The sequence below is a fragment of the Vibrio glycogenivorans genome, assembly GCF_051660965.1.
Lineage (GTDB): Bacteria > Pseudomonadota > Gammaproteobacteria > Enterobacterales > Vibrionaceae > Vibrio.
Window position 1 is genome coordinate 1 of the sequence record NZ_JBPVIS010000006.1, and the last position, 18,510, is coordinate 18,510.

An 18,510-nucleotide genomic window follows, 5' to 3' on the forward strand; every position below is an offset into this window, starting at 1 on the left:
GTATCTTCAACCCTATACCTATAGACGGGTCAACTGCCAATTTCACCTTCTTTTTGATGAGGAATACCGGAGGCTAACCAAAAAGCTCATTAGCCAAAGGGGAAACACAAAAATGCCCCTTTTTGTGTCAGTGCCATTCAATCTCACAAATCACAGCAAGTTGGTTTGCCTTACTTATACTTATTCGACGTGCTTCTTTAGCTGTTTATTTATCAACCGAAGCCCCATAATTATGTGCCATTCGTCACAGTTGGTTGTCTCTTATTTATGTTGTTGATTTGTATGACTTACCTTCCAAAAGATGTGTGTAATGATAGTTGGTTTGATTAGAAGCAAGCTACTCGTGCCTAATGACGATGAATTTGATGTACTAAGCGAATGAAGTGCTGAAATAGTTCATGTGTGAGAACCAAGGAAGGCCTCTGAATTTTGGCTTTGTTTTTACATTTGTGATTACGGTGGCGTGCTTGAGTTTAATGTAATGGTCAGCAATTCAGTTTTAGAGGAGGTATCAAATTGTTCAAAGATTACTTTTGGCATTTACTGACAGTTGTGTTTGCACTAATTTTTGTTGTATTAGCGTATTTTCATTCACTTCAAATGAGCGATCTAGAAGTGTATCGTGCATCCACGCTAATCAAATTTGAATTTGCTACCATGCTTCTCACCGTTGCTTGCTCGCTCATAGTGCTTTGGCGAGCGATACGCGCATTATTTCGGTGTTTGTGGTTGCAATTCTCTGTCGGCTCAATTTCTATGATATGTACATGTTGTTTAGTTGGCCTAGGCCTGCTCATCGATGCGGAAACCCTCATCTACATGACGTAGGTATACATGTACAATGTGCGGCATGAAACACAGTTTTGCCCCATTATGGTTTATCGACTTTAAATCACTAGCACGTGCCTGTCGTGTTTTGCCCAAGATTTTTTTATGGATAAAACACACAAAAAACAGCCCACCAATCGATATTATTTGAGATATCTCATAACACTATAGCTAAGGGGCTATTATGTGTTACTTATTGATATTTAATAACTTTAACCTTTAAGGGTTGATCTAAATCACACCACTCATACGCAATAGCATTATCTGCAACCAAATGTACAATTTTGTAAGTTATCATTACCGATAACTCCTTAACCTGACCTTCTGTTGGGTTTAGTTGTGGATAGATAATGTCGTGAGACACTATTCGATGTAGTAACCAAGGAAGGCCATGGAACGGTGGTTTTAATCCCACCGGCAGTATTCATGTTTATGCCTCTAGGCGACAAGGAAGGCGCTGATGGTATTGAAGGGATATCACCGACCTCTCACTCCATTCTGCCGGCAACAGCAAAAATGGAGCGCATCTCGCTCTGCTAAGTCACCTTGCCGCCTTAAATCAGACAAACCCCATTGGGGAATTCTGAGAACAAGCATCTCTGGTGCGAGTTCGAGGCTCCAGCCGGAGATTAAATAAATTTAAGGATAATAAGGTGAAGACTATGAAAATGAGAACAAAATCAACATTAGCGTTATTTGCAGCGGCACTCTTCACAGGCGCGGCGGTTGCTGAGGAAGTTCGTACTCCAGTTGCTCAAGAGGACTACCAAGATTTTATGGTGGCTCTGAAGATTAACTTGGTGAATGGATTCGGAACAGTAACATGTGGTGGTGCGCTATTGGGTGAGAATTATATTCTTACTGCAACGCACTGCATGGTTGGCTGGGATGAAAACCCAATTGAGATTACTCAAGGCCTTAGCCGAAGTAACCCCGCCGCTAAGCATTACCGTAATGTGGAGCATATTCCATCCTTTAGTGGGAACTCAGAGGCTGATGCCTTGCTGCTAGAATGGTCATTCCATGACTCTGTGGTTGCGCCCATTTGGAACAGTAATGGATTTGAGGGTGAACTTCATGTGCATAACGTGCATCTATACAGAGACGGAGTGATTGATGATTATCGTAGCTATGGTGATGCATTTTTGGGCAATAACGTCCATAAAGATCTGAGCTTACTTAAGTTGGACGAGCCTATTCCACATAAGGACTCTGCCCTGATATTCCAAACCTTTAACGGTGTTGACGACCACCTGCAGTTGGGTGATGAATTCACCTTTCGTGGGTGGGGTACACTTGATTCAACCGGGACTACTTCTGATGAATTGATGGAATTCACTTCAATTCTGATGATGAAACCCCATATCGTCTACGAGTGGGTTGATACGGGATACTTGGATATTATGGGTGACCCATTGAAAGTGCCTGAGCCATGTACTCTTGAGTCAGAAAAGTGTTACTACAACCCGGGACACAAAAACCTTTACTACAACGCTAAGGTTTCTGTTAAGCCTGGCGATTCTGGTACGCCACTTGTTCACAATGGTGCGATTATTGGTGTGATTAGCTCTAACACTATGGGCGCGCAAGACGGTTCAAAACTTCGTAGTGAAGTGATCAGTTTTGATGCGTACACCGATTGGTTTGTTCGTGCCATTGATGGTCTTTTGTTCCCATCAGAAGTGAGCATTGATATCGATGAAGCTGACTCAGCGACATTTGTCGTGCAAAACTTTTCTAAAGAGACAATTGATACTTACCTAAATAGCGAAAGTATTGATGGTGTTTTCACGGTAGTTGAAGATTGTGGCCTTCTAGTTTCAAAAGATGGCTGTCATGTAACAATTGAGGTTTCAAGTGATTTCGAGCTTGATAATTCAGTTCAAACATACGCTATTCAATTGACAGATTCTTACTTCGTTCAACTTAGTCTTACTGGTAGTGTTCAAGGTAAACCAGGTACACCAATCCTTCCACCTGAAGGTGGTGACGATGGTTCCAATAACGGCACTGATAAAGAGGAAGAAGAGCCAGAAGAAGAACTGAAACCAGGTACGCCTGGTGAAGGTGGCAATGATAGCCAAGACTCTAGTGGTTCTAAGTCGGGTGGTTCCATTTCATTCGGGTTTATGATGGCACTAGCATTCGTTGGTCTACGCCGATTTACATTCAATAAATAATTTGTTGGGGAGTACATTTTTGCTCCCTTCCTTCACAATTTCTTTCCCTGAGAACATTGTTAAGCAGAGTTCTGTTGAGTAGCTCACTACAAACATTTTCGCCATACAAAAGATTATTCGTCAACTAACGAATTAAGTATTTGCCCTAACAAGGTTTTGTCCAGAACCTTGCTGACTGAGGTTCTGGCACAGTTGTGATCACCAAGCGAATCTGTCGTATGCTTATTACCAAGCGATTTTGTCGTTAAGCTAATTACCAAGGGAAAGTGACGGAACGGATTAGCGTACCTTTTAAAGTAATCAAAACCAGCTTTAAAGGGTGCTAAGGATGTTCTACATGGATTCAAAGTCTCAGTTTACTATCGATATCATTAGCAAAGTTATTGATGGCAAAATCACTATCAATAGCGCAACTCAATTGCTGCAGAAATCACGAAGGACCGTTGAGCGTTACTTGAGCCGGTATCGCAAAGAAGGTATTCGATTCGTGATTCATGGCAATACGGGTCGTGCTCCCATCAATAAAATCCCTGACTCACTCAAGAAGGAGGTCCAGCGCCTCATTCAAATCAAGTACTACGACTTCAATCTTCAACACCTCTCAGAGCTTCTGGAGAAGAATGAAGGGCTGTCGATTAAGCGTGAGACCTTGCGCTCTTGGGCACACGATATTCATCATGTTAAACGCGCTAAGCGCCGTCGTAGCCGGGTTAGAAAGTATCGTCAGCGGATGCCTTCACCTGGGCTGATGCTGCAAATGGATGGTAGTCCGCATCGCTGGTTCGGTAATGAACGGTCGTGTTTAATTGCTATCGTTGATGATGCGACCAGTGATATCCATGCGCAGTTCTTCCGCTCTGAAACCACCGAAGGCTGCATGAAAGTGATGCGGGCCTATATTGAGAAGCGTGGGGTGTTTAAGACCCTGTATGTGGATAGAGCCGGTATCTTTGGTGGTCCAAAGCGCAGTAACTTCTCGCAAATGCAGCGTGCATGTGAGGAGCTCGGTATCGAGATTATCTTCGCCAACTCACCCCAAGGTAAAGGGCGGATAGAACGCGCCTTCGACACCTTCCAGGACCGTCTTGTGCCGGAGCTGCGGCTGAACAACATCACCGATATGGACGGCGCTAATCGCTATTTACACGAGGAGTTTATTCCCAATTACTGGACTAAGAATGTCATGGTGATGGCCGCCAGCTCAAGCACCGCGTTTAAACCCGTGCCGCCTGACTTGGACCTCAATAGTATCTGTGTGCAGAAAGAGTATCGCACGATACGCCGTGACCACACCTTCAGCTTCGACAGCAAAATGTACGTCATCGACTCTCCAGTACGTTACTCCATCGAGAACCAAAAGGTCGAAATCCGCTGCCAGTTCGACGGCTCGTTCTCAGCGTACTTCGGGCATCGTCGCCTCGATATCACCGAACTGGTTGAGCCGCGTAAGTGTCAAGAGTATGGCAAAGAGGTCCAGCGCAAAATCGAGGCGCTTGAGCTGGTTGCCGAGGTCGGTAGTGTCAGCAAAGCTGCTCGTATCTTAGGGTGCTCACGTCAAACGTTGTATACCTATCAGCAAATTATGGAAGAGGAAGGTCCATTGGGTCTCAAGCGGGTTAATAAACCGCTCAATCGCAGTAAAAACCGTATTCCAGAAGCGAGTGAAAATAGGATCATCGAGCTGACCTTATTGAATCCACATCATACGTCCATACAGCTGATGAAATTACTCAAACAAGAGGATATCACCGTGAGCATCACGACTATCCAAAAAATCTGGAAGAGAGAAGCACTCAATACTCGTGAGCTGAGAATAGAACGGTCTCAATCGGTGAATATCGATGTGTGACGCGAGTAAGCTAAAATAAAAGAGCATGACAGAATCGGTTGGTATTTATCCCGCCACGCTTCCTTGGTAATCACATGAGGTTCTGGCACAGTTTTACCCCATTGTTTGTTATGGCCTGCGTACCAAGGTAAGACGATAGCATGTTTTAGATTGAGATTTTCTAATGTGAATATTTAGCTAAACGTCTTTTTACTTAGCTTACGATTTTGAGCTTACTCGATGTTAGTGTGTTGAGTTACGGTATTGGATCGGGGTCATGCCTGTTTTAGCTTTAAACAACTTTGACAGGTGCTGCGGATATTCAAAGCCAAGTCCATAAGCGATTTGGCTAACTTGCATATTGGTACTTAGCAGGGCGTTTTTAATTCGCTCAATCACATGATCCTGGATGTACTGCTGAGCATTACGTCCGGTAGCATTTTTTACCATATCACTCAGATAGTTACTCGACATGCACATAGCTTGGCTTACGTATTTTACTGTCGGTAACCCGCTTTCTGCCGTTTTATCTGATTCAAAATAGTCGCGCAAGATAACATCGACCCTCTCCATCAAATCAAGGTTGTGATTTTGGCGGATGATAAATTGGCGCTCATAAAACCGAGTGCAGTAATTTAGCATCAGCTCTATATTTGAGACGATGAGTTTTTGCGTGTGCTTATCTATATTCTGGCTGTATTCTTCTTCTATCTGGCTGACCAGCTCACCCAATATCCGCTTTTCTCGTTCTGAGACATGAAGGGCTTCGTGGAGGTCATAAGAAAAAAAGGAATAGCTTTCCATTTGACTGGCAAGCCCTGAACGACGGATCAAATCAGGGTGGAAGAGTAGAGCCCATCCTGTTTCATTTTCGACACTTTCGGTGTTGGCGTACTGTTGTGCCTGGCCCGGTTTGGTGAAAACCATACTGCCTTGGCCATAGTCATAGTGATTTCGGCCATAGGTGATATCGCCCTTAATGCCCGATTTTAACGCTATCTGGTAGAAGTCATATACATAGGTAAAATCGCCATAATCGTACCCTGTGACTCTGTCGTTAATCTTGATGAGTGACACCAAAGGATGCATGGGTGATGGTAATCCAAGCGCCTGATGAATTTGAGCGATGGATTTGATATGGATTATGTCTGACATAGCTTGCCTAGTACTCTGATATTCATGCGCTTAGTGTAAAGCTAGCACGCGCAGCTTAAGCGCTCTTGCCATTTTTTCATATTGCTTTTGGGTATGGGTATGACCCCAGAAATTGACCCAGAGCCCAGTATAGTGTTCATCTACTGTGAACTTTGTACCGGCCCCATGGGGTAGCAAGCGATAGTGTTGATCAAACGTAATGATCCCCCAATAACCACCTTTATGGTTCAGATATGTCATCGGTTCGATAGCTTGGACTCTGGAGGTAATATTCGCTGCCTTTTCGTCGGTTTCCTGAAAACGGTATGTTACCGAATTACCGATCGCTAGGGATCCTTCCACAAGAGTGATTGCAGGGTTCCACTCTTGGTAGCGCTCAATATCGACCAAGACTTGCCACACATTTTCAGGTGCGCTTGGAATGATAATTTCTGTATGTACTGATTTTGAGCCAAGCATGGCACTGAATGACATGCTGGCTGCTAACAAGGCTTGAGAGCTTAATAATGGCATGACGACCTCCAGAGTCAGGGGGGAATTTATCGCACCATAAAATCAATAATTTTGTCGAACGCTCTATCGCTCAAGAAACGGCGCATCAATAGTGTTGTGGTAGAAAACTTACCAGCTGCATAACGGGTTTTTGGTTTGGGGCTGGCAATGATCTCTTGTACTACTTTAGAAATCACCGAGGTTGGTGAGCCGGCACCGTCTTTTCCTGATTCTTTCAGGCTTAAATTGGCAACGCGTTTTGCGAGATCTTGATAAGGCCCTTGCCCCGAGTTACCAAGAACCTGCTTGGACATCACTTCAGGAAACTCAGTCTTGATGGCTCCCGGTTCCAATACCACGACATTAATGCCCTTTGGCTCAAGCTCAAGCCTTAAACAGTCGGTAAAGCCTTCAATGGCATGCTTACTGGCATGGTACCAAGCTCCCATTGGCGCATAGATTTTTCCACCAATGGAAGAGGTATTAATGATGGTGCCTGACTTGGCATCCCGCATATACGGCGTGACCAACTGAGTTAAGCGGGCAAGGCCAAATACATTGACATCAAACTGGTATTTGGCATCTTCTAGGCTAGTTTCCTCCACTGAGCCATAAAGGCCATAACCGGCATTGTTCCATAGCACATCGATACGGCCACGCTCTGCGATGATTTGGTCGACACAGCGGACAATGTCATCATCATTTGCTATATCGAGTTTTATGACTTTGCCACCCAAGAGTTTGAGGTCTTCCATTTCTTCAACACGGCGTGCCGCGCAATAGACAATGTGCCCTTGGTTGATTAGATCTAGGGCGGTATCTTTACCCATTCCTGATGATGCACCAGTGATCAAAATGACTTTTGGTGAGGTTACTTTAACCATGTTTGTTTTTCCGTTTCTTTTTAAAATATAACGCTTTTTTGATTAGCGGACAGAAGGCATATGCTTGTTAAAATAGGCACTGAGGTGCTGTGGAGATTCACCCATCCAGTCGTAAGCGGCTGCACGGTTTTTGTCTAAATCCAGCATCATCATTTATTTGTCACCACCAAGAAGCTGGTAATACTCGTTAACAGCTGCAAGCTTGGTCCAGGGATCATTTTTGTTTTGGATAACGAGCGTTGGCACCTTGATGTTTGGGACAAATTCGAAGAAGGATCCTGATAGATCTGCACCTCCTCGCTTGATGTTGTACTGGTTGACGCGTTTGGTAAGAAAATCAGGTATGCCCATTGCACTCATATAATCTAGGTAACGCAGTGGTTGAACCGAGATCAGGGCCTTGATGTTTGGGTAGTTTTGTAAACCGTGCTCAAGGCCGTAAGCAAATGCGGTGGAGCTGGTACCCATACAGATACTAAGTAAGCCAATATCGCTGTTTTTATAGGTAGGATGAGTAGATATATAGTCAACGGCTGCTACTACATCGTGTGACTCTTCGCAGCCCCAGGCGATGTATTCACTCACGCCTTTGCCGCTGTTGCCATGGTTTCTCAAGTCATACATCAATACACTGTAGCCTTGTTCAACAAGATGTTTGGCTTGCCTTAAAAAAGCGATATTCTTTTTGTAGAGCTTGATCATTCCTTTACCGTCGGGAGTAAAACCCGCTCGGCTGCACTGTACGCCAAAGTGTGATTGGATAATGACTTTATCTGAGCCCCCTTCAATTAACCAGCCGGAGAGCTCCACCCCGTCCCGAGTAGTAAGTGTGACGTCTTGGTACTTCAAGCCATATTGCTCTGGCGTTTCGAATACAGGTGACTGACCGCTTTTAGTCATCATATCTGCTAGGTATTTGGTGATCATAACCCACTCCTTTAACGCAATGCTGTAGGACATGGAAAGTATAAAGGGGCGATGGCGGTAGGGGCGTATACATATCCCAGAAGGATGTATACATATCACTAGTTACGAATATCTCACTGATTTAATTGTTTTAATGACCTTTCTATGTAGGTAATCTTCCCTACATAATCACTTGTAGAGAAATAGATTGGTGAACAATGAAACAGAATATTTATGATGACAGTACTTTCTTCCAAGGCTATCAAACTCTAAGAAAGAATGAGTCTGGTTATAATCAACACTTAGAAGAGCCTGCGATTCAAGCTTTTTTGCCTGATCTTGATGGGAAAAGCGTGCTAGATATTGGCTGTGGCTTTGGTAACTTCTCACAATATGCGATAAGCCATGGCGCGAAGTGCTACAAAGGCATCGATATCTCAAAAAGAATGATTTCTGAAGCGTTAAAGTTAAAAACTGAAAAGGTTGACTTCGAAGATTGTTCGATTGAAGACTACACATACCCACAAGAAGAATTTGATTTAATCATTGCCTCTTTGTGCCTACATTACGTAAAAGACATCCAACCAGTTTTCCAAAATGTATTTAGAAGCCTCAAACCCAATGGCATCTTTGTATTTTCAGTTGAACACCCGATATGCACATCATTACTTAATGGGTTATATGAAAATGATGAAGAATCACATTGGCCAGTAGACAACTATTTTGATGAATCAGAAAGGAATCAAAATTGGTTTGTTGAAGGTGTACTCAAGTACCACCGAAGTGTGGAGTCATACGTCGGTGCTTTGCTAGGCGCTGGATTTACTTTGCAAGGCTTGGCTGAGCCTCAACCATCGGAAAAACATATAAAGCAGTATCCACAATTAGCTCTACATAGTAGAAGACCCGCCTTATTGGTGCTTAAGTCTGGGAAGTAAACTGAACACTAGTTTGGGAAGCTGGCATTAGCTTAGAGTATTTGACTTATCTAAGCTAATTTATGTATTGCTAAATTAGCAAACTCCCTGACTCAGAAATGTCCAGAGCCTTGCTGACTGGGGTTCTGGAACACTTTTGCCCCATTTCGCGCCAGCGACGCTCGCCCTAACAAACCATAACGAGGCGATTTGACCTACTTTTCCTTATCGGTTCAATGTCTAGTGATTAGCTTTTCAGCGAAAGAAAAGACAAACAACCATAGTGTGAAAATGAAGGTCGAACACTGGAGTAATAGTGCGTGCTAAACACCGAAAGCCCCACTTAAATCAAGAACCAATCAGCAGGCCCCGCGCCGTACATGAAATCTCAACCATACGCAGAGTCGTAGCCTTCCACATTTCAAGCCAGAACACTACCCAAAAGGAGTATTTTGATGATCTATTAGGTCCGAACACTCAAAAAGAGTTGATCAATTACCAATGCGGTCATAATATGCATCGCATTAAACGAACCTAGGGCTTATAAATGACTTTGCTAGACAAGATTCGCAACGCACAAGCTAACCAAGCTCCTGCTTTCCTTCTGAATGACCGTCACAATGGCGCAGCCACTGGTCGATACAAAGCTGATAACACTCAGTATGACTTTACCGAGGGTAAGCAAGGAAACGGTACATTCCACGCGATCGCCAAAGGTCAGAAGTGTACGACTCTTCGTGCTCAAGACGATGGCTCAGTGATTGCTGTTAGCTTCATCTTCCAAGGCATCTCTTACCAAAGTACACACAGTGAGGGTAAAGCGATGGACGTCCACGGCGAGGAAGTAGAGCGCGAGCACTTCAGTGACTTTGAAAGCGCAAAGGTTGCTTATCCGGAAATGTTTACCAAGTCCGCCAAAGCGACTTGGAAACGCGCAAACATCATCATTTTGTAAGAGAGACCAATTATGAAAACACTAACCACTACTGCACTACTTATCGCTACTTCATTCACTGCTACTGCTGCCGATGAGCACACAGCAGCCAAAGCTGTTGTAGCTGCAGAGGCAGGCGCAATCGTAGCAACTAACTCAGTAGCTACAACTAACCCAGTAGCAGCACCTATCGTGCTAACTGTGTACAGCATCCTAGGCATTGCCGACCACGCGGACTACATCATTAACCACGAGCCAATCGTTGATTGTGGTAAAGACCTAACAGCTGAAAAGCTTCAATGCCTAGCTGACCGTGAAACAAAGTAATCGACTGGAGAGACCAATCATGAAAGCGCTAGTAATCGCACTATTCACAATCACTGTAGCAACTGGATGCGCCACACAATCCGTGACAACCCACGAGGATGGCACCACTCAGGGCAACCTATACCAGTGGCTTAATGATGATGTTGCCGTGGTCATGGGCGACGAAGAGATCGCAAAGCATGGCATGGAATACGTGCGTGCAGCTAATTACCAATAAACCACTTAGAGAGAGCCAAACAATGAAAGTACTATCTATTGCAGTTCTAGTCACTGCAGCACTAACTGGATGCGCATCGGCACCAACACCACCGCCTGTCATTTCAGCTGAGCTTGGAAATACTTTTGGTAATGGCCTATTGGCATCACAGGGATGCTTTGAGCTTGACCAATACACACTTGAGGAGCATACCCAATTCACTCAATCGATTGTCTACAACCTGAACACGTGGACCTACAACAAAGCAGAGTTTGAGCAACAGCTTTCCATGGGTAAAACCAACATGAAAACTGATGAGTGGGTTGATGTAGAAAATTACTGCCAGAAGCAGTGGAAACCTTGGTTAGTCAATAACCTCAGTCAAGCTCAAAACCACTACAACCAAGTGCAAGCAAATGCTCAGCGCCAACACGAGATCAACAAGGCGAAGGCTGGGGCAACACGCGTTACAAATAACAACGGCGGTGGGTTTGGTATGGGCGGCGGCATGCACACGTATAGTATCAACGGCAAAATGACGACGTGCAATACTATTGGCGGGTTCACCACGTGTCTGTAATGTATCGTTGGTGCTACCTTCAGGCCAAGCGCCTACATCTGGTAAAATTCTTAGCGTGGTTACCCTGCATCATAGCGGCAATACTAACCCGCTGATACTACTTTAGCGTACTTTATGCAATCGAGGTTTTATTATTATCCGTATAATTGGATTTCGATCTTGTGATATTCACAACTTAAACAAAAGAAGAATTCAACATGTTTAAACTCGAGCAATCGGTAGCTGCACTAATCGCAATTACAACCCGTGGCATCAGTAACGATGAAGTCAAAGAGGTAGCAAGCTACTACAACACATCATACGCCCACGCGTATGAGATGATCCGCTTCTGCCTTATCTTCAGGAAGAACAATCACCGCCACATCCATCAGACTTGTGAGTTAATCAGTCAAGCGGAGCAGCAAGTCGGTTGGGACAAGTTCAAAGAGATGCGAGCAAACGTGATCCACACTAACGAGTATGGGCACAAGGGCATTGATCGTTTGAGCTTTGCTATCGTCAGCCAGATGCTAAGCCAACCTCGTGGTAATGGCTCTGCAGTGTCCCGTGTAGAGAAGTGGTGATCGATATGACATATGGCCAATGGATCGAGAAAAGCAATCCAGTACCTGCGATGCACAAGGCACTCAATAGTGGCGTTAAACGTGTTATGGACAAGTACCGTACCTGAATGCAGAGCCGCGAGTTTATGCACGAATATGAGCAATGTGCAGACATGCTGAGACGTGGATTCAAAGTACCAGTCAAGCGCCGGTCTGCTGCAATAACGCATCTGATCAAGCTCTTCAGCCGTATCGCGTGGTTTTGTGGGAGTTGTGTCAATCAGGACAGTGTGATGGTGACCGTGTTCATTGTCACCGATGCGAATGGGCAATATGAGTTCAGGCTGGTGAATATCGCGTTACATTCGAATAGTTCAGACATTCACTACTGCATCCTGCCGCTAGTAGTTAGTGGTGACCATATCTTTCAGAGAGCATTACAACCTGACGCGGCTAAGGATTTGGAAGATGTTGCCAACATTACGCGCAACTTCACCGTAGAGATGATGAAAACTTTCACCAGTGACTGTGAATTGTTCACGCTTCGGGTCGCACCGAGCGTTATCGCAAGGTATCACTCAAATTGGACCTAGGCGGCATGGTTCTGGGGGACATCCGCGAGGCGGGGCATAGGTTTGGTCGCTTCGATTACGAGTATGTCGCACGCGCTTGGAGTCAGTGAAGACCAGATCGGTGAGTACAATTACGACACAACCGTTATGTATGTAGACACGTGAGATTAACTGCGACTATAATGCAACCTAGAGCCTGAAAGTTAGAGGGTAATCAATGCTATGGCTAAAATATCGGCAGCTGAACGAGCGACAAACAAAGAGTTATTCGACGCTCTAATCGTAGAGCAATTCATGATCATGGACCCTACCGAGCGAATCGATGAGGTGATAACTCACGGGAAGCTTAGCAAGGTGGCGGGCGTGAGTAAGAGTACCTTTACCAACTACTATCCTGATAAGGCTGCATTATTTGCACCACTGGCGGGTCAGATATTTCCACGAGTGATCAAGTCGCTTGAGATGCTTGGGACCAAAGACGAGTTTATCGATAGTTGGTTGAATGCTTGGGATAGCTCACCGCTGTTTAGAAATATCATTACCTTGCTACTGAGTAATGCATTCAATAGCGGCGCTATGGCACGTGGTGGGTTTATAAGACTTGAGAGAATGCTAGCAGGTAGTTTGGGTAACGTTGAAGCAAAAGACGCTCTACAGCGCTGTATCGGTCTCACAATCTACCGAGCAATCATTGAGGAAAGCCCGATTGACTCAGCGGCGTGATACCTCGGAAGAGGTATTTTTTGGGACTATTGCGACCGTGCACTTATAAATAACCAATCTATTAGACCGACACCCTCAACGTGGTCATATAGAAAGACAACACCCTAAACAAACAAGAGAGAAACAAATGTTTGGACTATTCAGCAAAACACCAAAGGCACCAAAGGCACCAAAGACCGTATTAACCCAAGCTCAATTTGATGAGATGTTTCAGAGTTTCGCTTACAAGACAGCAGCTTGTTCTGAGTACACAAACGACACAAGAGGCACTTTAGCAACATTCGAAGCTGCGATGGCTGAAGCGGGTGACGACCTATCAAGACTAAATGACGTGCAGCAGTGCGCCACCATTTCGGCGGAGAACATCACTAAATTCGGTAGCGAGATTTCAGTAGCGTTACAAGATGCATTGCCAGTTATTCAACGCATGGCCGAGAACGGAGAAGTTGAACGCTTCAAATCAATTCGAGATCTTCAGGAAGTTATGACGCACCATCACGAGGACTTACTAGGCACGGCTGAGACTTTGCTAGATATCGCTGAGAAAGCATCTGACCGCATGCTAGTGATTCTAGGCGACGAACCTGAATATAACTAAGAGGAGCGAATCATGAAATCATTCAACGTACTATCAAACGCCGACGGTAAAATAGCAGCAAGCGCAGCAGACAACCAGCAACGCCTTGATATGTTCGCCAAGCAGGGCTATCAAGTTATAGTTACTTATCAGGCGAGCAATGGATCTCACGCTATCCAACAGCATAATGAAGCCAATGACCCGTCATTGGTAGAAGAGCGAGAGGCACGAGAGCAGCGCCAAGCTGAGCATGCCAGAGTGCAGCAGGAAGCACAAAACAAGAATGATGCACGTCAGCCGCAACTCAAGCGGCAAACAGCGCCTACGGTCATATTCAAACCACAGAGAAGCGCGGCGCAGATTGAGCGCGAGAACCTGATCCGCACTATGCCAACATCAACAACGGCTATCGAGGGTGAAGGTGAAGTGGTCACGACAACTCTAGATAGCGGTACTAACCTTTTCCGCGATATATTCGCTAGTCTCCGCGACATTTTCGGCGGGAAAAACCATACCTACATGAACAAGCTAGACTACCTCAAGCAAGAAGCGAACAGCGGCGGTGGTAAGTCAATGCTGATGGTAACTGTCACCGCTACTGCTATCAAACGTGCATAAGAGCTTTAAGCAGGTGAGCTAGAAAATTGCTAAACATTATCCGATCGAGATTTAATTAATGATCTTTTTTTGGAATCAAGTATCAGTTAGAGGAAACAACATCATGACTAAACAAACAACACTCTCTAACGCATCAATAGTAATTGCATGACTACTCGTTGGCGCAGCTGCGGCGTGGGGCTATGTAGAAGCTACCGGCACGAAGGCAGTGCTGGAGCCCACGCCATACGAGCTAAACGTCACGGCGGACTGTGACGAGTTCACAGTGACCATTGATGATAGCGAGATTGTCGTTACCATGAAGGAAGGCGGCGAGGCTCACGTAGCAACCGTGATGCTTTGGTACACCGCCGAGCACGCTCTGTATGTCGAAATGAAAGAAGGCAGAGTTGACCGCTTGATGAAAGTGACCAAGACATACTTAGGTGAGAATAAGAGCGATGGCCGTATCAAGCATGCGCAAACATGCACCATGTCTGGTTTACCTGAGCTTGGGGCTACGGTGACCTGATTGTTGACGCAATCATATAATAAGGCATGAAAGATTCTGGCGAACGATGCGTACATCTTCGATACTAAAAGTAATCCGTAATCTTCTAATTTAGTAAATGCTATAAAACGTTTTTGTCCAGAACTTTGCTGGTTGGCACCTTGATGGTTGTTAGCACGCCAAATTTCACGATCTAGTCGTAACTAGCCTGCGGATGTAAGAGTTCACGCCAGTGTTACTACTCTTTAAAGAATTATCTTTAAGTTCAATAACTAAATTTTTGTTTTAATTATTAAATTCACATCATCCTACGGTAGATAGTACCTGATTGGATTTGTAAGTTACTGAGTTACAATCAAAGAAAAGGGGAGCTGAGACAAACTCAGATCCCCGATAACTTATCAGCCTAAGGGTAGAGTGGCTTTTCTCATCGACTGAACACATACGTTTAGTACTTAGAAGAAGGTCGTGCAATAGATAGTCGTGCGATAGATAATTGGCCATCAAAACTGCTCAGATCAGCACACTGATCACTAGGAGGGGATTTGAGCAGTTTTCAAATCCCACTTTATGGTCGTATCTTATCGAGTGTGGCTACCTAAAGGCTAAACATCGGTGATAGGCCGACATCTTGGCCGACAATGAGTAGTGCACCGAGCAAGACTAAGACAATCCCACCGAGAAGTTGAACACTGTAACCAGCCGCCTGCCAGCGAGAATGATCGCGGTGTTGTTTAGTGTGTAGATAGTGGTGAACAAACTTCTTACCAGACAGGGTTAATAGGGCAAGGACTGAGGTGGTTAATGCTGTGCCGAGTGACATTGCGATTGCGCTAGCAATTCCCATCCAATAAAGACCAACCATATTGGCAAACAACAGCACCATAATTGCCCCGGTACAAGGGCGAAGGCCAATACTCATAATCACGCCGATGTACTCGCGCAGCGTTTTTGCGTTATCGACTTCTTGGGGAGAGGCGATGTGGCTATGCCCGCAACCACAGCCATGACTATGCTGGTGGTCATGATCGTGAGGTTGTGGTTTTAGTTGTGATAGAAGTTTTCTGATGGCGCGCCAGCCGATCATTAAGCCCAACAGGCTAACCATCATGCTGCTGAGCATCATGAATTTTACTGCCTGTGAGTTCACTTCTCGCATCGAGCTGGTCAGGCCCCATACCAATACACTGACTAGGGCGATGGCGATGAACGCTTGGCACAGTGCCGAGGTGAGAGTAAGGAATAAGCTTGTCTTGACCTTGGTTGGCTGCGTTGCTAAATACGTTGTGACAATTACTTTTCCATGACCGGGCCCTAGGGCATGAAGCACCCCATAGAGAAAGCTGAAACCCATCAAGTAGCTACCAGCAATCAGTGGGTTGTCTTGGGCGTCATAAAGAAGGTCGGCGAGCTGGGTATTCACTGAGCGTTGCCACTCGATGCTTTTGAGAACCATTGTTGGCCAAGCTAACCAAAGTTGATAGCCAGCAATCAGTAGTCCAATAACAAAGACAATAGCCATCAGCCATGGCTGTTGTGACTGCTTTGTAGAAGAGCAACTTTTACTCGCTTGGTGGTGAGAGCAGGTGTGATTATGTTTCATGGTATAGGCTCGAGATCATAAGTTAGATGTTGCAACGAATATGGACAGATTGTGTGAACAGTTGTCCCAGTGTGTTATCGGGCTCGGCGTCGGCGGGCAGTGAGTAAGCGTAACTCATTTGCTCTGGTGTCGGGTTGGGCTCGACTAGCTCAAGGCTGCACAGCGATTTGAGTTCGCGTGACAGTGTGACGTCTTGTGGCGAGCGCCATGACATATCCACATAGTAGCTGGGCTCAAAGATCATCAGCTCCAATGGCCCGTCACCGATGGCAAGTGGTTGTGCTAGAGGCAGATCGAAGCTCATCACTAGCCTTGCGCGATCGCGCACCAAATCCCCATTGATGGCAGGAGAGTACTTAATCTGTTTACCGTCGTGGTACAAAAAACTGAAGAAGTCGTCCTCGATCATGTTTTCCAGCATCGCAGTGGTGAGGTTGGCAAACGTCGCCTGCTCATTATCTGGTGAGGTGTCCTCGCCATCCAGCATGTACATGGAGGTCATAGGGTCGAACGACCACTGCATGTTCAAGCCAGTGATCAAGCCATCTTGACCAAGAACCTGGGTCCTCATCTCAATCCAAGAATGAGGGTGAGCCTGAGTAAAAGAGCAAGCAGAGAGGGCAACACAACCGATAAAGCCGCGCAACAAGGTTGAGCGCAATCGAGTGGATGTTCTGTTGATGAGGTGCATCGTAAACCTTGGGTAACTAACAAAAGCAGGCGATAGTGTTATGTTATAACACTATCGCGGGGTTGGACTACTTTTTCTTGCCAAGCAATCTATGCTCAAGCGGTAGTCTGTAGCGAGTATTCGAGTCCGTTTATGACCAAAGGTTCACTGTAAATCGTCCCTGCTGGCATTTATTCCGGGTAACTGACTTTATAGTTTACCTGAATAAAATCATTGGCAAAGGTGGTGCTCTTGGCCTCGGTCAGTTTGATGTCGTGGTTAGTAGGGCCAAACAAACGGATACCTTCACCAAGTATGATTGGCGCATAGGTGATGGTCATCTCATCAATGCGTTTGAGGTTAAGAAAAGACTGAATAGTGGCTCCCCCATCGACATAGGCGTGCTGATAACCCTCAGACTCAAGTAGCGTTAGCAGAGCATTGAGTTCACCTGAGTAGAGTTCGACCTTATCTTGCATATTCTCAGGAGGCTGGCTCAACGTGGTGCTCAAGACAATAATCCGTGTCTCACCGTATGGCCACTGTACGGGCGTGAGGTCCATATCGGAGATGACTTGCATACAGTTGCGCCCCATGATCATACAATCGATGCTGGCTATGTAATCACCAAAGGTCTGCTCAGCGAGCCCATCATTTTCGGCATTTGGGTTTCCTGCACTGTGCAGCCAATCAACACTGCCATCTTTACGGGCAATAAAACCATCGACACTGGTGGCGATAAAAACTGAGCACTTCATTTGGCTTCTCCTATTGGGTTATTTCTGGACTGTTGCACCACTCCTTGGTTCTTGGCTTCTGAGCCCTTAATTTATGACGCCTTGGCTTATGGAGTCTTCTATACTAAAATATTCTACACTGTAGAATTAATGTTTAGTTTAGCCAGAGGAAATGATGACTGTCAAGGGTAAACGACGCGGTCGCCCTGCAGGGCAGGATAGTGAGCTGAGCGCTGATAGCATTATGCTTGCAGCAAAAGCGCTGATGAAAAGTGAAGGAAAGGTACCAAGTATCCGTAAACTGGCGGGCAGTTTAGGCGTTGATCCAATGGCGATTTATTACTACTACCAGAACAAAAATGCGCTGCTTGAAGCCATGACAACATCTTTGATTGAGGATGTTTACCAGCCAAGCGAAGGGGCGGAGTGGCGAGCAGAGCTGTGTCGATTATCGGAGAGCTATTTACACCTGCTCAGCCAGTACCCAGGGCTATTAGAGATACTGCTCAGCATGGAGAGCGACAACCCATCAGTGGTATTTATTGAGCGCTTTGAGCGGGTTGTTGCTGGCTTAAATTTAACAGCTGAGGAGAAAAACAATGCCATTGCATTGCTGATTGATTACTTGCACGGGTTCGCCTTAGCGATGAACTGCAATCGTGATAGGGAGGCGCTGCACACAGGGATGATTGCTGGAGCGCTCGAGCTATACTGTAGAGCGCTAGAGAAAAGTGCCTAATTCCAAAAGGTC

General features: G+C 45.4%; 20 protein-coding genes. 13 read left to right on the forward strand and 7 right to left on the reverse strand.

Translation table 11 applies throughout. The annotated features are described in order from the left end of the window. Positions 1 to 1,490: 1,490 nt before the first annotated feature. On the forward strand, positions 1,491 to 3,008 hold the full coding sequence (locus ACSTTG_RS12740) for a trypsin-like serine protease (protein ID WP_438475086.1): 1,518 nt from the start codon (positions 1,491 to 1,493) through the stop codon (positions 3,006 to 3,008). 328 nt (positions 3,009 to 3,336) lie between these two features. After that, positions 3,337 to 4,857 (forward strand): ISNCY family transposase, encoded by a 1,521-nt coding sequence (locus tag ACSTTG_RS12745; RefSeq protein ID WP_438475087.1) that lies wholly within the window; start codon positions 3,337 to 3,339, stop codon positions 4,855 to 4,857. A gap of 222 nt (positions 4,858 to 5,079) precedes the next feature. Here ACSTTG_RS12745 and ACSTTG_RS12750 read toward each other — a convergent pair whose 3' ends face one another. The 4 genes from ACSTTG_RS12750 to ACSTTG_RS12765 form a co-directional block, all read right to left on the reverse strand. After that, complete coding sequence (locus tag ACSTTG_RS12750) at positions 5,080 to 5,991, reverse strand: helix-turn-helix domain-containing protein (protein ID WP_438475088.1); 912 nt, start codon at positions 5,989 to 5,991, stop codon at positions 5,080 to 5,082. 30 nt (positions 5,992 to 6,021) lie between these two features. After that, a complete protein-coding gene (locus tag ACSTTG_RS12755) occupies positions 6,022 to 6,504 on the reverse strand; it encodes an SRPBCC family protein (RefSeq protein ID WP_438475089.1) in 483 nt (160 codons plus the stop codon). Positions 6,505 to 6,530: 26 nt separating this feature from the next. Further along, positions 6,531 to 7,367: an oxidoreductase gene (locus tag ACSTTG_RS12760; RefSeq protein WP_438475090.1), complete on the reverse strand. Its 837-nt coding sequence runs from the start codon at positions 7,365 to 7,367 to the stop codon at positions 6,531 to 6,533. A 153-nt stretch (positions 7,368 to 7,520) separates the two neighbouring features. After that, positions 7,521 to 8,294: an alpha/beta hydrolase gene (locus ACSTTG_RS12765; RefSeq protein ID WP_438475091.1), complete on the reverse strand. Its 774-nt coding sequence runs from the start codon at positions 8,292 to 8,294 to the stop codon at positions 7,521 to 7,523. A gap of 197 nt (positions 8,295 to 8,491) precedes the next feature. Between ACSTTG_RS12765 and ACSTTG_RS12770 the strand changes: the two genes are divergently transcribed. From ACSTTG_RS12770 to ACSTTG_RS12815, 10 genes are all read left to right on the forward strand, one after another. Beyond that, positions 8,492 to 9,211, forward strand: coding sequence for a class I SAM-dependent methyltransferase (locus ACSTTG_RS12770; RefSeq protein WP_438475092.1), 720 nt, complete (start codon positions 8,492 to 8,494; stop codon positions 9,209 to 9,211). Between the two features lie 526 nt (positions 9,212 to 9,737). Beyond that, entirely contained in the window at positions 9,738 to 10,145 is a 408-nt protein-coding gene (locus tag ACSTTG_RS12775; protein WP_438475093.1) for a hypothetical protein, read from the forward strand. A 12-nt stretch (positions 10,146 to 10,157) separates the two neighbouring features. Beyond that, positions 10,158 to 10,451, forward strand: coding sequence for a hypothetical protein (locus tag ACSTTG_RS12780; RefSeq protein ID WP_438475094.1), 294 nt, complete (start codon positions 10,158 to 10,160; stop codon positions 10,449 to 10,451). A gap of 19 nt (positions 10,452 to 10,470) precedes the next feature. After that, positions 10,471 to 10,668 (forward strand): hypothetical protein, encoded by a 198-nt coding sequence (locus ACSTTG_RS12785; protein WP_438475095.1) that lies wholly within the window; start codon positions 10,471 to 10,473, stop codon positions 10,666 to 10,668. A 22-nt stretch (positions 10,669 to 10,690) separates the two neighbouring features. Continuing rightward, a complete protein-coding gene (locus ACSTTG_RS12790) occupies positions 10,691 to 11,227 on the forward strand; it encodes a putative periplasmic lipoprotein (RefSeq protein ID WP_438475096.1) in 537 nt (178 codons plus the stop codon). Positions 11,228 to 11,424: 197 nt separating this feature from the next. Continuing rightward, positions 11,425 to 11,790, forward strand: a complete 366-nt coding sequence (locus ACSTTG_RS12795) for a hypothetical protein (RefSeq protein ID WP_438475097.1) — start codon at positions 11,425 to 11,427, stop codon at positions 11,788 to 11,790. Positions 11,791 to 12,563: 773 nt separating this feature from the next. Continuing rightward, positions 12,564 to 13,064 (forward strand): TetR/AcrR family transcriptional regulator, encoded by a 501-nt coding sequence (locus ACSTTG_RS12800; RefSeq protein ID WP_438475098.1) that lies wholly within the window; start codon positions 12,564 to 12,566, stop codon positions 13,062 to 13,064. Positions 13,065 to 13,191: 127 nt separating this feature from the next. Continuing rightward, positions 13,192 to 13,662 carry a hypothetical protein gene (locus ACSTTG_RS12805; protein WP_438475099.1) on the forward strand — a complete coding sequence of 157 codons (471 nt, stop codon included), beginning with the start codon at positions 13,192 to 13,194 and terminating at the stop codon, positions 13,660 to 13,662. Between the two features lie 12 nt (positions 13,663 to 13,674). Further along, entirely contained in the window at positions 13,675 to 14,259 is a 585-nt protein-coding gene (locus tag ACSTTG_RS12810) for a heavy metal-binding domain-containing protein (RefSeq protein ID WP_438475100.1), read from the forward strand. Between the two features lie 208 nt (positions 14,260 to 14,467). Further along, on the forward strand, positions 14,468 to 14,770 hold the full coding sequence (locus ACSTTG_RS12815) for a hypothetical protein (protein WP_438475101.1): 303 nt from the start codon (positions 14,468 to 14,470) through the stop codon (positions 14,768 to 14,770). Between the two features lie 577 nt (positions 14,771 to 15,347). Here ACSTTG_RS12815 and ACSTTG_RS12820 read toward each other — a convergent pair. The 3 genes from ACSTTG_RS12820 to ACSTTG_RS12830 form a co-directional block, all read right to left on the reverse strand. Further along, the gene (locus ACSTTG_RS12820; RefSeq protein WP_438475102.1) at positions 15,348 to 16,352 is read right to left on the reverse strand and encodes a nickel/cobalt transporter; all 1,005 of its coding nucleotides are present in this window, start codon (positions 16,350 to 16,352) and stop codon (positions 15,348 to 15,350) included. Positions 16,353 to 16,374: 22 nt separating this feature from the next. Further along, entirely contained in the window at positions 16,375 to 17,043 is a 669-nt protein-coding gene (locus ACSTTG_RS12825) for a DUF1007 family protein (RefSeq protein WP_438459624.1), read from the reverse strand. Between the two features lie 170 nt (positions 17,044 to 17,213). Next, positions 17,214 to 17,780: a dihydrofolate reductase family protein gene (locus tag ACSTTG_RS12830; RefSeq protein WP_438475103.1), complete on the reverse strand. Its 567-nt coding sequence runs from the start codon at positions 17,778 to 17,780 to the stop codon at positions 17,214 to 17,216. Between the two features lie 154 nt (positions 17,781 to 17,934). Here ACSTTG_RS12830 and ACSTTG_RS12835 point away from each other — a divergent pair, with 154 nt between their 5' ends. Then, a complete protein-coding gene (locus ACSTTG_RS12835; protein ID WP_438475325.1) occupies positions 17,935 to 18,498 on the forward strand; it encodes a TetR/AcrR family transcriptional regulator in 564 nt (187 codons plus the stop codon). The last annotated feature ends 12 nt before the right edge of the window (positions 18,499 to 18,510 follow it).

Coding starts and splice junctions, on each gene's coding strand:
- ACSTTG_RS12745 (WP_438475087.1), top strand. CDS start 3,337: ATGTTCTACATGGATTCAAAGTCTCAGTTTACTATCGATATCATTAGC.
- ACSTTG_RS12770 (WP_438475092.1), top strand. CDS start 8,492: ATGAAACAGAATATTTATGATGACAGTACTTTCTTCCAAGGCTATCAA.
- ACSTTG_RS12755 (WP_438475089.1), bottom strand. CDS start 6,504: ATGCCATTATTAAGCTCTCAAGCCTTGTTAGCAGCCAGCATGTCATTC.
- ACSTTG_RS12780 (WP_438475094.1), top strand. CDS start 10,158: ATGAAAACACTAACCACTACTGCACTACTTATCGCTACTTCATTCACT.
- ACSTTG_RS12750 (WP_438475088.1), bottom strand. CDS start 5,991: ATGTCAGACATAATCCATATCAAATCCATCGCTCAAATTCATCAGGCG.
- ACSTTG_RS12830 (WP_438475103.1), bottom strand. CDS start 17,780: ATGAAGTGCTCAGTTTTTATCGCCACCAGTGTCGATGGTTTTATTGCC.
- ACSTTG_RS12775 (WP_438475093.1), top strand. CDS start 9,738: ATGACTTTGCTAGACAAGATTCGCAACGCACAAGCTAACCAAGCTCCT.
- ACSTTG_RS12835 (WP_438475325.1), top strand. CDS start 17,935: ATGACTGTCAAGGGTAAACGACGCGGTCGCCCTGCAGGGCAGGATAGT.
- ACSTTG_RS12765 (WP_438475091.1), bottom strand. CDS start 8,294: ATGATCACCAAATACCTAGCAGATATGATGACTAAAAGCGGTCAGTCA.
- ACSTTG_RS12800 (WP_438475098.1), top strand. CDS start 12,564: ATGGCTAAAATATCGGCAGCTGAACGAGCGACAAACAAAGAGTTATTC.
- ACSTTG_RS12820 (WP_438475102.1), bottom strand. CDS start 16,352: ATGAAACATAATCACACCTGCTCTCACCACCAAGCGAGTAAAAGTTGC.
- ACSTTG_RS12785 (WP_438475095.1), top strand. CDS start 10,471: ATGAAAGCGCTAGTAATCGCACTATTCACAATCACTGTAGCAACTGGA.
- ACSTTG_RS12795 (WP_438475097.1), top strand. CDS start 11,425: ATGTTTAAACTCGAGCAATCGGTAGCTGCACTAATCGCAATTACAACC.
- ACSTTG_RS12760 (WP_438475090.1), bottom strand. CDS start 7,367: ATGGTTAAAGTAACCTCACCAAAAGTCATTTTGATCACTGGTGCATCA.
- ACSTTG_RS12740 (WP_438475086.1), top strand. CDS start 1,491: ATGAAAATGAGAACAAAATCAACATTAGCGTTATTTGCAGCGGCACTC.
- ACSTTG_RS12790 (WP_438475096.1), top strand. CDS start 10,691: ATGAAAGTACTATCTATTGCAGTTCTAGTCACTGCAGCACTAACTGGA.
- ACSTTG_RS12805 (WP_438475099.1), top strand. CDS start 13,192: ATGTTTGGACTATTCAGCAAAACACCAAAGGCACCAAAGGCACCAAAG.
- ACSTTG_RS12810 (WP_438475100.1), top strand. CDS start 13,675: ATGAAATCATTCAACGTACTATCAAACGCCGACGGTAAAATAGCAGCA.
- ACSTTG_RS12825 (WP_438459624.1), bottom strand. CDS start 17,043: ATGCACCTCATCAACAGAACATCCACTCGATTGCGCTCAACCTTGTTG.